Here is a 12429-nt window from a genome sequence, read left to right on the forward strand (position 1 = left end):
GCGCCTGGGTCAGCTCGCAGCGGGCTTCGGCGCGCGCTGGGCACGCACGGCCTTGATGCTCAGTTGCACCACGGCCAGGATCAGCAGCCCGGCAAAGAGGATGCCAGAGAGCCGTGGCGGAATGATGAGCGCAAGCGCCACGCCGGGGGCGGAGACGAGGGTTGCGGCGACTCCGACCACGAGACCGGCGCGCACGTCGACCCGGCGGCCACGAATGTTCGAGACGGTACCGACGATGCCGGTCGGCAGCATCACGAGCAGCGACGTGCCCTTGGCGATCAGGTCGCTCGCGCCGAAGAGGGCGATCAGGCCGGGCACGGCGATGACACCGCCACCGATCCCGAACAGACCCGACGCGATGCCCATGAACAGGCCCAGGACAATGTAGCCGACGACGACATACCAGGTGAGGTCGACGGCTTCTCCGCGAACCGGGGCGACCAGCAACAGGCGAGCGGCCACCACCACGAGCAGGCCGATGAACATCCAGCGCAGCCAGACCAGCGGGATGCGGCGCAGCAGCCTGGTGCCGATGATCGCACCGACGACGGCGCCGATGACGATGAAGCCCGCGGCAACGAGGTCGACATGTCCGTTGAGAAAGTAGGTGGTGGCGCCGACCGCTGAAGCCGGCACAATGGCCACGAGCGAGGTGGCGGCGGCGCGGCGCTGGTCCATCTGGGCCAGCCCCACGAGCAGGGGCACCATCACGATGCCGCCACCGACACCGAACATGCCCGAGAGGAAACCGCCGATCATGCCGATCAGGGCAAGGACAAACCAGTACCGAACGCCCGCTGAGGGCAGGCCGGAATCAGGTGTCACGGGAGCGCACGAAGCGGGCAGCGGGATACGGGCATGGCTTCAGCCTAGGCGGGTTCCGTTGGCAGCAACTCCGTCAGACCACTCCAGCGCTGCCCATGGCCGCTGATTGTCAGGGTTCGTGGCTCGTCGAAATCGTGGTCAAGATCGAGAACGAATTTCGCGGCATCCGCTTCGCCTGCTGCGAGCGACCGGCCCTGCGGCCGCTCGATCTCGATGTCGAGCCAACACTCGGTCACGCCGTCGAGCAGGCCGCGGCCCCACTCCACCACCACGATGGATCGGTCGAAATCGATGTCGAGGTCGTCGAGTTCCATGGCGCTGCCGAGACGATAGGCGTCAACGTGCACGAACGGCGGCCCCCCGACCAGGCTCGGATGGGTGCGCGCGAGCACGAAGGTCGGGCTCGTGACGGCGCCGCGCACTTGGAGGCCCTCGCCGAGGCCGCGCGTGAGGGTGGTCTTGCCGGCGCCGAGCGGGCCGGTCAGCACGATCAGATCACCGGCCTGCAGGAGGCGAGCGAGGTTGACGCCGAATCGGTGCATCGCCGCTGCATCGGCAATCGTGCGGCGTACCTCAGCCATTGATGTGCCGCCGGGGCACCCTGTGCCCGATGCGGGTGACGATCTCATAGTTAATGGTGCCGGCGGCGTTGGCCCAGTCGGTGGCGCTCGGCGCTCCGGTGCTCGGGTCACCGAACAGCACGACCGCATCGCCGACGGTTACCGCGGGGCTGTCGAAGCCGAGATTGACCACGAACTGGTCCATCGCCACCCGGCCGACCAGGGGATAGTTCTCACCGTGAATGTGCACACGTGCCGCGCCAGAAGCCTGCCGCGGAATGCCGTCGGCATAGCCGAGCGGCACGAGCACGAGCGTCGAATCGTGCGGCGCCCGCCACAGGTAGTCGTACGAGACGCCGGCCCCAGCGTTCACCCGACGGACGAGCGCTACCCGGCCGCGCAGGGTCATGGCCGGAATTAGACCGAGGTCGGTGCTGGTCGCATCGTCGAAGGGAGACAGCCCATACACGGTGATACCGAACCGCACCATGGTGAACCGGGCGGCCGGCAGCCGCAGCGCTGCAGCGGACGACGCGAGGTGCACGAGCGTGGGGGTCAGTCCGGCGATGCGCGCGGCGGCGACTCCTCGTTCGAAGCATTCGAGGGCCTGCTGGTCGTCGAACGCTGAGGCGTTGGCGAGGTGGCTCATGACACCGTCGACCCGCAGCAGACCGTCCCGTTCGAGTTCAACGGCGAGCGCAAACACCTCGGCCCAGTCGTTCTCGTGCACGCCGTTGCGGCTGAGACCGGTTTCGAGTTTCAGGTGAACGGATGCCGTCTGGCCGAGTTCCGCCGCAGCATCCGCTACCTGCTGCACCTGGCGGGCTGAGGAGAGCCCGAGGGTGACGTCATCGTCGATGGCGGCGCTGAAATCGGCATCGGGATCGTGCAGCCAGGCCAGGATGGGCGCGTCGATGCCGGCGTCCCGCAGGGCGAGGGCCTCATCGATGTCGGCAACGCCCAGCCAGTCGGCCCCGCCGGCGAGGGCAGCGCGCGCCACCGGGACCGCGCCGTGACCGTAGGCGTTGGCCTTGATCACCGCCATCGCGTGCGGAGTGCCGACGAGTTGGCGCAAGTGGGCCATGTTATGGCGGATCGCGGCGAGGTCGATCACGGCTTCGCGAAACCCGCTCACAGCTCCCCCTCGGCGACGACGAAGGCGCAAGCCACCCCGGCATCGTGGGTCATTGTGACGTGAACCCGGCTGATGCCACGAGCGGTGAGCGCCAGGAGGGCAGTCCCGCTGAGTTTGAATTCGGGATTGCCGTGCGGGTCGTTCACGATTTCCATTTCTTGCCAGGTGGCCCCCGCACTGTCGCCGAGGGCCTTGATCAAGGCTTCTTTCGCCGCAAAGCGCGCCGCAAGGGAATGCACCGGGAGACCCCGCTCGCTTTCGGTGAACAAGCGCGAAACCAGACGCGGTGTGCGCTCGACCTGCCGGGTGAACCGCGCCAGGTCGACAACGTCCACCCCGATGCCCTTGATCATGGAACTTTTCGGCCGTTCCTACTCGACCGTGACTGACTTTGCGAGGTTGCGCGGCTGGTCGACGTCGAGGCCCTTGGCGATCGCGAGTTCCATGGCGAACATCTGCAAAGGCACGACCGCGAGCAGCGGTTCGAACAGCGGCGCCGCGAGCGGAATGTGAATGACAGTCTCGGCGAACGGCAGCACCGCGGCGTCGCCGACCTCGGCGATGGCGATAATGCGGGCGCCGCGAGCGCGGATCTCCTGGATATTGGAGACGACCTTCGGGTGCAGGTGGGCTGAGCCGCGCGGGCTCGGCACGACGACGAACACCGGCTGGCCGGGTTCGATCAGCGCGATCGGGCCGTGCTTGAGCTCACCGGCAGCGAAGCCTTCAGCGTGGATGTAGGCGAGTTCCTTGAGCTTGAGTGCACCCTCGAGCGCGATCGGAAAGCCGACGTGGCGGCCGAGGAACAGCACAGCGCGGGTGTCGCTCATCCAGCGGGCCAGTTGGCGCACCTCGTCTTCGACGCCGAGAACGGCCTGGATCTTCTCCGGAATGGCCTGCAGTTCTGCCACCTGCGCGGCCTGCTCGGCCTCGGTAAGACTGCCGCGCACCCGGGCGAGGTGCAGGGCGAACAGGTACAGCGCGGTGATCTGGGCAACGAAGGCCTTGGTCGACGCTACAGCGACCTCGGGGCCGGCGTGGGTGTAGATCACGGCGTCACTCTCGCGCGGGATGGTCGCGCCCTGCGTGTTGCAGATGGAGATAGCCCTGGCACCGAGCGCCATGGCGTACTTGACGGCCATGAGCGTATCCATGGTTTCCCCGGACTGGCTGATCGAGATCACCAGCGTGTCCGCGGTGAGCACCGGGTCGCGGTAGCGGAACTCATGGCTGAGTTCGACGTCCACCGGCACCTGCGCCCACTTCTCGATGGCGTACTTGGCGGTCTGACCGGCATACGCGGCGGTGCCGCAGGCGACGATGACGATACGACGGATGCCCGCGAGCACGTCATCACCGAATTCGGTCAGTTCCGGCACGACCACCTGCCCGTCGGTGATGCGGCCGCGCAGGGTGTTGGCGACGGCGTCGGGCTGCTCGGACACTTCCTTGGCCATGAAGCTGGACCAGCCGCCCTTTTCACTGGCGGAGGCGTCCCAGGCGATGTCGAATTCTTCGGTCTCAACCGGGTGACCGTCGAAGTCGGTGACGGTGACGGCATCCGCTGTGATGGTGACGATTTGGTCCTGGCCGATGGCGACGGCTCGGCGGGTGTATTCGACGAACGCGGCGACGTCGGAGCCGAGAAAGTTCTCGCCGTCGCCGAGGCCGATGACGAGCGGGGAGTTGCGGCGGGCACCGACGACGACCCCGGGCTGGTCCTGGTGCACGGCGAGCAGTGTGAACGCACCGTCGAGCCGGGCCACGATGCTGCGGAACGCTTCGGCCAGGTCGCCGACGCGCTGGTATTCGCGGCCGAGCAGCACGGCGGCGACCTCGGTGTCGGTTTCGCTTTCGAAGGTGAAGCCCTCGGCGAGCAGTTCGTCTCGCAGCGGGGCGAAGTTCTCGATGATGCCGTTGTGAATGAGGGCGAGCTTGTCGTTGTCGCCGAGGTGCGGGTGGGCATTGCCGTCGGTAGGTGCGCCGTGGGTGGCCCAGCGGGTGTGGCCGATGCCGGTCTGGCCGTCGTTGATCGGATGCGCCTTCAACTCAGCGGTCAACGCCGAGAGCTTGCCGGCCTTCTTGGCGGTGTTGAGTACGCCCGACGAGTCGATGATGGCGATTCCCGCGGAATCATACCCGCGATATTCCAGCCGTCTGAGCCCTCCCATGAGAACGTCAACAGTCTTGTTGCTTCCGACATAACCTACGATTCCGCACATGGAAGTCGATTTTAGTCGGACTAAGCTTGGGGGAATGTCCGAACCGGTGCTGACCCCTGTAATGAACGGTCACCGCACCCCTTTTGTTGAGCTCGATCGAGCCGACTGGGCGGCGCTTGCACCGACCACCCTGCTGCCGCTCAAAGAGACCGAGATCGTGCAGTTGCGCGGCCTCGGCGAGCCGCTCGACATCAACGAGGTGAAGGATGTCTACCTTCCGCTCAGTCGGCTGCTCAACCTCTACGCGGCGAACGCCCGCACCCTGCACCGTGCGACGAGTAGTTTTCTGGGTGAACGCGCCCGCCCCACCCCCTTTGTAATCGGTGTGGCCGGCTCGGTCGCGGTCGGCAAATCGACCACCGCCCGGCTGCTGCGCGAGATGCTTGCCCGCTGGGAGGACACTCCCCGGGTCGAACTCGTCACGACCGATGGTTTTCTGTTTCCCAATGCCGAGCTGAACCGTCGCGGTCTGATGGAACGCAAGGGATTTCCCGAGTCGTACGACCGGCGCGCCCTGCTGCGATTCGTCAGTGCGGTTAAGAGCGGCGCCCCCGAGGTACGGTCACCGTTCTACTCGCACTTGAGCTACGACATCGTGCCTGACGCGCAGATCGTGGTACGGCAACCCGACATTCTCATCGTCGAGGGTCTCAACGTGCTGCAGCCGCCCGGCCCTGGCCATGGACTCTCGGTCAGTGATCTGTTCGACTTCACCATCTATGTCGATGCCCGCACCCAGGACATCGCCCGCTGGTATGAAGAACGCTTTCTCAAGCTGCAACGGGGGGCCTTTGCCAATCCCAACTCGTTCTTTCACCGTTACGCCGCGTTGACCGAGGATGAGGCCCGCGCCAAGGCGCGCACCATCTGGACCAGCATCAATCAGCCCAACCTGCTGCAGAACATTCGTCCCACCCGGTCGCGCGCGACCCTCGTGCTGCGCAAAAACCCCACGCACGCCGTCTCGACGGTGCTGCTGCGCAAGGTCTGACCCCCGCGCACGTACGCACTCTGCGGACGGGGCCCGGGCCCGGACCCCGGGCCCAGTTTATAAACTGGGCCCACGGACGGGGCCCGGGCCCCGTCCGGTAGGGGGCAGCCGGGCAGGGGGCAGTCGGGGAGGGGGCAGCCGGGGAGGCTAGCGGGTTAGGCGGGCACGCACTACGTCGGCCAGGGAGTGCGCCAGCCGGTCGGCAGTGGGCTGGTCGGCGGCTTCCACCATCACCCGCACCATCGGCTCGGTGCCGGAAGGGCGCAGCAGCACCCGGCCGGTGTCACCAAGTTCGGTTTCTGCGGCGATAACAGCCTCGGCGATGACCGCGTCGGCACCGAGCGCCTTGTGGTCAACGCCCCGCACGTTCACGAGAATCTGCGGATACACCGTCATAACGGATGCCAGTTCGGCGAGCGTCTTACCCGTGCGCGCCATTTCGGCGACGAGATGCAACCCGGTGAGGATGCCGTCGCCGGTCGTGGCGAACTTGGTCATGATCACGTGGCCGCTCTGCTCGCCGCCGAGGGAATACCCGTGGGCGTTGAGCTCTTCGAGCACGTAACGGTCGCCGACCTTGGTCTGCACCATGGTGATGTCGTTGGCCGCCATGGCCTTGCGCAAGCCGAGGTTGCTCATGACGGTCGCCACGAGCGTGCGGTCCTTGAGAACACCGCGTTCGGCCATCGACACGGCCAGAATGGCCATGATCTGGTCGCCGTCAACGATGTTGCCGTCGCCGTCCACCGCGAGACAGCGGTCGGCATCGCCGTCGTGGGCGATGCCGATGTCGGCGCCGTGCTCAAGCACGGCTTTGGCGAGGTTGTCGAGGTGGGTCGAACCCACGCCGTCGTTGATGTTGAGACCGTCGGGGTCGGCGCCAATCACGGTGAGGCGAGCACCGGCATCCGTGAACACCTGCGGTGAGACACCGGCAGCGGCACCGTGGGCGCAGTCGAGCACGACGTGGATGCCGTCGAGGCGGTGAGGCAGGGTCGTGAGCAGGTGCACAACGTAACGGTCTTCGGCGTCGGCAAAGCGACGGATGCGTCCGACGTCGCCGGCGATCGGCATCAGCGTGTCACGACCGATGTAGGACTCGATGCGGTCCTCGACGTCGTCGGGAAGTTTGGTTCCGCCAAAGGCGAAGATCTTAATGCCGTTGTCGGGCGCAGCGTTGTGTGAGGCAGAAATCATCACACCGAAGTCGGCACCGATATCGTTGATCAAAAAGGCTGCAGCGGGGGTGGGGATGACGCCGGCGTCGAGGACGTCAACACCGCTGGAGGCCAGGCCGGCCGAAACGGCAGCGGTGAGGAATTCACCGGAGATTCGCGGGTCGCGAGCGACCACGGCGACGGGCCGCCGACCCTCGGCAAGACGTGCTTGGGCACGACGTCCCTTGGTCAGCACCGCGGCGCTGGCCTGGGCAAGGCTCAGGGCCAGGCCAGCCGTGAGATCACGGTTGGCCAAGCCCCGAACGCCGTCCGTGCCGAACAGACGAGTCATTTCGTCGTCGGCTATCGGGTTAGCGCTTGCTGAACTGAGGTGCCTTACGGGCCTTCTTGAGTCCGGCCTTCTTACGCTCCTTGACTCGAGCGTCGCGGCTGAGGAAGCCGTTCTTCTTGAGGATGGCGCGGTTGTTCTCTTCGTCGATCAGGTTCAGGCAGCGTGCGATGCCGAGGCGCAGCGCGCCAGCCTGGCCGGACGGGCCACCACCGGTGATGCGGGCGATGACATCGTACGAGCCGAGCAGGTCGAGGACCTTGAACGGGTCGTTGATGAGCTGCTGGTGCAGCTTGTTCGGAAAGTAGTCGGCAAACTCGCGGCCGTTGACAACGATCGTGCCGGAGCCGGGGACGATGCGCACGCGGGCGATGGCCTGCTTGCGACGGCCGACGGCTGCGCCGGGAACGTTGAGAACGGCGCGGGGCACCTTGGTTACGGTTTCGGCCGGAGTCTCGGTGGAGTAGCTCTCCGGAGCCTGGTCAATCTGGTCTGCGATCTTCGCCACGATGATGGGAATCCTTTTTATCTAAGAGTCGAGAAGTCTGGGTGCCGGCGCTACTGCGCGACCTGGCTGAGCGTGTACGGCTTGGGCTGCTGAGCGGAGTGCGGGTGCTCAGGGCCGGCGTACACCTTCAGCTTGGTGAGCTGGGCGCGACCGAGCGAGTTCTTCGGCAGCATGCCGCGGATCGCTTTTTCGACCGCACGGGTCGGGTGCTTCTCGAGCATCTCGGAGTAGTTGGTCGCCGTGAGTCCGCCCGGGTAACCGGAGTGGCGGTACGCGATCTTCAGGTCGAGCTTCTTGCCGGTGAGGGCAACCTTCTCGGCGTTGACGATGATGACGAAGTCACCACCATCCATGTGCGGGGAGAAGGTGGCCTTGTGCTTGCCGCGCAGCAGGATTGCCGCGTGGCTGGCCAGACGTCCGAGAACGATATCGGTGGCATCGATGACAACCCAGTCGTGCTGGAGTTCGCTTGCCTTGGGGGTGTAAGTGCGCGTCACTAGTGTGCTGCTTTCTTCTTTTTCGAACGGAGGTGTTCGTGAATCCCGCTCCGGGCATGTTTTCGTAAAGAGAACACTGTCGATGGAGGGCTCACGTTCGGATGCCGTGCTGCAACGCACAGACACCAAGGGTCAACACTAGTCGGAGGCGGCCGCGGACGCAACCTGGGCAGCGACCGGCAGCGAGCGCCGGTTGCGGGTGTCCGCGGCGCGCTGGGCCAGGGAAGCGTCGTCGGGGTAGCCGACGTCGATCAGGGTGAGACCGTGCGCCTGCATCACCTTGAACTCGCTGATGCGGTGCTTGTCGAAGTGCAGGTGGGCGAGGGTGCTGCCGTCGAGGCGCCCCTCCCCCACAGCCACGCAGGCGCCGACCATGGCGCGCACCATGCTGTGGCAGAAGGCATCCGCTTTAATGGCGGCAATGATGAGGCCGTCGTCGTCGCGGTGCCAGCGAAAGTCCTGCACGGTGCGGATGGTCGTCGCTCCCGGGCGCGGCTTGCAGTAGGCAGCGAAGTCGTGCAGGCCCACCAGCGTGGCTGCTGCGGCGTCCATGACGGTGAGATCGAGTTTGAACGGATGCCACGTGGTGCGCAGCCGCTGCTGCGGGTCGTGCAGGGCGAGCGGGTCAGCGATGCGGTATTCGTAGCGACGCCACAGGGCCGAGAACCGGGCATCGAACCCACCAGGAACGACCGTGGCCCGGCGCAGCACGATGTCGGGCTTGGTCACCAGGATGCCGCCGAGGCGGCGCAGCACCGCGGTGCCGAGATCAACCGGAGGGCGATTTCCGGTGCCGCGCTGAATGCGCACGAGCGAGTGCGCCTGTTCGGCGGTGAGGTCGAAATGGGCGACCTGACCGCGGGCATGCACCCCGGCATCCGTTCGGCCCGCGACGATCAGGGTGGGGTGAGGGGGGAAGCTCTGCAAAATGCCGGCGAGCCCGTTTTCGATGTCGGCCTGCACGGTGCGAAACCCCGGCTGGCGGGCCCAGCCGGTGAAATCGGTGCCGTCGTAGGCGAGGTCGAGGCGGATGCGCGTGGAGCCCAGCGCTGCATTCGCGGCGCGGGGCACAAAAAGATTCACGAGGGTAAGCCTAGGTGGCGCGGGCGGGTTATCGTTGAAACCGGCCCCGGTCCACCCCCATTCTGAGTGCCAAAGAAACCTCGTCTTGCCCATGACTCGCTCCCCGCGCTCGTTCCCGCTCACCGGGAGGACTCGGTCAACGGCGGCGGTATTCGGGCCAGAGAACGCACCAGTGCTGGGGCCGAAGAATGTGCAGCGCAGCGGCCGCTTGGCCGGGCTCGACGGTCTGCGCGCCCTCGCCGTCATTGCCGTCGTGGTCTACCATTTTTTTCCGGCTCTGCTGCCGGGCGGGTTCATCGGAGTCGACGTTTTCTTCGTGATCAGCGGATTTCTGATCACCGGGCTGCTCGTCTCCGAACACACCCGAACCGGGCGCATCTCGCTGCGCCGTTTCTGGCAACGCCGCGCCCGCCGCCTCGTTCCCCCACTCATCCCGGTGATTCTGATCAGCTGCAGCATCGCATTCTTGATCGGCGGCGACGTGCTGGTCGGGCTCGGCGCCCAGCTGCTCGGTGCCACGACCTTCGGCTACAACTGGGTGTCGATCGCCAATGACGCCAGCTACTTCAGCGTCAACGAGCCAGAGCTGCTGCGCAATCTGTGGTCACTTGCCGTGGAAGAGCAGTTCTACCTGGTTTGGCCGCTGCTGCTGCTGGCCGTGCTGCTGCTTCGCCGCCCGCCGGTGCGTCTGGCCGTCGTTACCGCCCTGTTCATCGCCTCGGCCTTCTGGATGGGCCTGCTGTACCAGCCCGGCGCCGACCCCACCCGCGTGTACTACGGTTCAGACACGCACAGCTTCGGACTGTTCGCCGGTGCTGCCCTGGCCCTGCTGCTGCGCCGTCCGAGTGGGCACCGCAATGAGTTGCCACGTCTGCGCCCGTGGCTCGGCGGCGCTGCCGTGCTGGCGATTGCTGCCTTCGCGCTCTGGTTGCCCGAAGACGGCACCGCGACCTTTCGCGGAGGGCTCGTCGCGGTGAGTCTGGCCACCGCGGTCGCTATCTGGGCTGGCGTGCGCGGCGGCAGGTTTGGACGGCTGCTGGACAGCACGCCATTGCGTTACCTCGGTGAACGCTCCTACGGCATCTACCTGTGGCACTGGCCGGTGCTCGTATTACTGCAGCTGCTCTGGCCGGCTGCCTCGCGGTCGGGCAGCCTGCTGCCGATCGGACTGCTCGCCGCCACTATCACCCTCGTTCTGGCGGTCGTGTCGTATCGCTGGCTCGAAGTACCGATCCGGCGGGTCGGCGTACGCGGCAGCATCCGTCACATTGGCCGTCTCTGGACCGGCACCACCCGGCGCCGGCGCCTGGTTGCCGCGGCCGCCGCTCTGTCTCTGCTTCTGGTCGGCGGCACGACTGCCGCCGTGGTCGCGGCGCCCGCACAGACCTCGGCCCAGCTACGCATCGAGCGCGGCCAGCGGGCAATGGATGCTGCGGCACGCGCCGCGACACACGCTGCAGCCGCTGCGGAGGCGGCCGCCCAGGCCGCTGCGACACCGGTGCTCGCGGACGGCCCAATCACGGCCATCGGCGACTCGGTCATGCTGGCTTCAGCTCCGGAATTGCAGGCCACCTTTGCGGGCATGACCGTGGACGCCTCGGTCTCACGCGGCATGTATTCTGCGGACGATATATTGCTGGCACTGAAGGCAGCAGGTCAGCTCCAGCCGCTCGTCGTGATCGGGCTCGGCACCAACGGCCCGATCACCGGCGACGAACTGACCAACATTTTGCGCATACTCGGACCGGATCGGCAGCTCGTGCTCGTCAACGCCTATGCCGAGCGCGATTGGACCGACGGCGTCAACGCGACGCTCTCCGAGTTCGCTGCGGGCAACCGTCGCGTCGAACTGGCGAACTGGCATGACACGATTGCCGGCCGCCTCGATCTTTTGGCGGGCGATCACGTGCACCCAGGTCCGATAGGCGGCCAGCTGTACGCGGACGAGGTACGCGCCGCGGCGGATCGTCTCGCGGCGGTGCCGCCACTGTCCGACTCCAGCTGGCTGCTGCGCTCCCCCGACGCGCCCCGTCCGCCGCCGTTTCGCTGAAGAATCAGAACTCGAGCACGTAGGCGAGTTCCCGGTTGGTCGCGAAAAAGCCCATGCCGGTGTATAGATCTAGCGCGCCGGTCGGGCTCGCCGAGTCCACGTCGAGGGTGGCGCGCTCGTGTCCGGCGGCACGGCTGGCAGCCAGCTGCGCGGCCAACAGTGCCTGCGCGATGTGGCGGCCGCGCCATCCGCTCAGCACGCCGACCAGGCCAATGTAGCTGTTGCGGTAACCGGCTGCCGCCCAATCCTCTTCGTTCACGGTCGACATGATGAAGCCAACGACCCGCTCGCTGCCGCCCGGCTCCGTTGCGATCGCGACAAACGAGAGCGCGTCGACAAACGACGGGCCGCTCACGTAGGAATTCCAACTCTCGTCGGGGATGGGCTGACTCGACCAGTGGTCCATAAAGGCGGCGTCGCGCGCGGCGTGCACGGCGGCCGACAGCTCGGGAATGTACCCAACCAAACGGATGCCGTCGGACAATTCAACTTCGCGTATCGGGTCGGAAAGCATGCGGTCAAGCGACAGAAAGTATCGCGTGCAGGCCAGACCTACCCGTTCGTAAAGGCGCGAGGTCTGCGGCGCTCGCTCGTCACACGACGCGACGATCCAACCGGGCAGCAATTTGTTCGAGGTCACCAATTGCTGCTTGGCACGAGCGACCTGCCAATTCAGAAGTTGACGTCCAATGCCTCTTCCGCGCATCTCGGGGAGCACTCCCCCACCCAGGTTGGATTTCACTAAGGTCTCTTGCCCCTGCTGGAGCACGACGAGCCCGTGCGCGACCAGACGATTCTGGCTGTCGAAGCCGACCAGAGTGTCCGTGGCAACATCGACAAAGGAGAAGTCGAAGGCCTCGCCAACATCCTCCCGCTCGAGAACATAATTGGGATGGTCGGCCCGGCCGATCTCCTTCTCGAGCTGCCAGATGGCGTCGATATCGGCTCTGCTGGCTGGCCGCCACAGCGCGATATCGGGGTGCTCGGGAACCGGCAGCTGTGCGGGCGCGTTCACGCGCGCTGAGAGCGGGGTCGTGACATCGGTCATGCTT

12 protein-coding genes are annotated in these 12429 nt (G+C 66.2%); 2 read left to right on the forward strand and 10 right to left on the reverse strand.

From position 1 onward, the window contains the following. Positions 1 to 9: 9 nt before the first annotated feature. The 5 genes from QMK31_RS05720 to glmS are packed head-to-tail and all read right to left on the reverse strand — an operon-like array spanning position 10 to position 4742. Complete coding sequence (locus QMK31_RS05720) at positions 10 to 825, reverse strand: sulfite exporter TauE/SafE family protein (RefSeq protein ID WP_283499991.1); 816 nt, start codon at positions 823 to 825, stop codon at positions 10 to 12. Between the two features lie 44 nt (positions 826 to 869). Then, on the reverse strand, positions 870 to 1406 hold the full coding sequence (gene tsaE / locus QMK31_RS05725; protein WP_283499992.1) for a tRNA (adenosine(37)-N6)-threonylcarbamoyltransferase complex ATPase subunit type 1 TsaE: 537 nt from the start codon (positions 1404 to 1406) through the stop codon (positions 870 to 872). Further along, on the reverse strand, positions 1399 to 2469 hold the full coding sequence (alr, locus tag QMK31_RS05730; protein WP_502852675.1) for an alanine racemase: 1071 nt from the start codon (positions 2467 to 2469) through the stop codon (positions 1399 to 1401). The genes tsaE and alr overlap by 8 nt, the downstream gene beginning before the upstream one ends. Positions 2470 to 2516: 47 nt before the next feature. Beyond that, the gene (locus QMK31_RS05735) at positions 2517 to 2873 is read right to left on the reverse strand and encodes a holo-ACP synthase (protein WP_283499995.1); all 357 of its coding nucleotides are present in this window, start codon (positions 2871 to 2873) and stop codon (positions 2517 to 2519) included. Between the two features lie 18 nt (positions 2874 to 2891). Then, positions 2892 to 4742: a glutamine--fructose-6-phosphate transaminase (isomerizing) gene (gene glmS / locus QMK31_RS05740; RefSeq protein ID WP_283499996.1), complete on the reverse strand. Its 1851-nt coding sequence runs from the start codon at positions 4740 to 4742 to the stop codon at positions 2892 to 2894. Positions 4743 to 4776: 34 nt separating this feature from the next. On the opposite strand from glmS, the gene coaA reads away from it, so the two are divergent. Continuing rightward, entirely contained in the window at positions 4777 to 5733 is a 957-nt protein-coding gene (gene coaA / locus QMK31_RS05745) for a type I pantothenate kinase (protein WP_283499997.1), read from the forward strand. Positions 5734 to 5880: 147 nt separating this feature from the next. Here the strand turns inward: coaA and glmM are convergent, their stop codons facing one another. The 4 genes from glmM to truA form a co-directional block, all read right to left on the reverse strand. Further along, on the reverse strand, positions 5881 to 7242 hold the full coding sequence (gene glmM / locus QMK31_RS05750) for a phosphoglucosamine mutase (RefSeq protein WP_283499998.1): 1362 nt from the start codon (positions 7240 to 7242) through the stop codon (positions 5881 to 5883). 19 nt (positions 7243 to 7261) lie between these two features. Next, the gene (gene rpsI / locus QMK31_RS05755; protein WP_283499999.1) at positions 7262 to 7747 is read right to left on the reverse strand and encodes a 30S ribosomal protein S9; all 486 of its coding nucleotides are present in this window, start codon (positions 7745 to 7747) and stop codon (positions 7262 to 7264) included. Between the two features lie 50 nt (positions 7748 to 7797). Further along, positions 7798 to 8244, reverse strand: a complete 447-nt coding sequence (gene rplM, locus QMK31_RS05760; protein WP_092107284.1) for a 50S ribosomal protein L13 — start codon at positions 8242 to 8244, stop codon at positions 7798 to 7800. A gap of 138 nt (positions 8245 to 8382) precedes the next feature. Then, positions 8383 to 9327, reverse strand: a complete 945-nt coding sequence (gene truA, locus QMK31_RS05765) for a tRNA pseudouridine(38-40) synthase TruA (RefSeq protein ID WP_283500000.1) — start codon at positions 9325 to 9327, stop codon at positions 8383 to 8385. Between the two features lie 91 nt (positions 9328 to 9418). Here truA and QMK31_RS05770 point away from each other — a divergent pair, with 91 nt between their 5' ends. Beyond that, on the forward strand, positions 9419 to 11377 hold the full coding sequence (locus QMK31_RS05770) for an acyltransferase family protein (protein WP_283500001.1): 1959 nt from the start codon (positions 9419 to 9421) through the stop codon (positions 11375 to 11377). Between the two features lie 4 nt (positions 11378 to 11381). Here the strand turns inward: QMK31_RS05770 and QMK31_RS05775 are convergent, their stop codons facing one another. Further along, entirely contained in the window at positions 11382 to 12425 is a 1044-nt protein-coding gene (locus tag QMK31_RS05775; RefSeq protein ID WP_283500002.1) for a GNAT family N-acetyltransferase, read from the reverse strand. Positions 12426 to 12429 lie beyond the last annotated feature (4 nt).

This window comes from Cryobacterium sp. PH31-O1 (assembly GCF_030063455.1).
Classification (GTDB): domain Bacteria; phylum Actinomycetota; class Actinomycetes; order Actinomycetales; family Microbacteriaceae; genus Cryobacterium.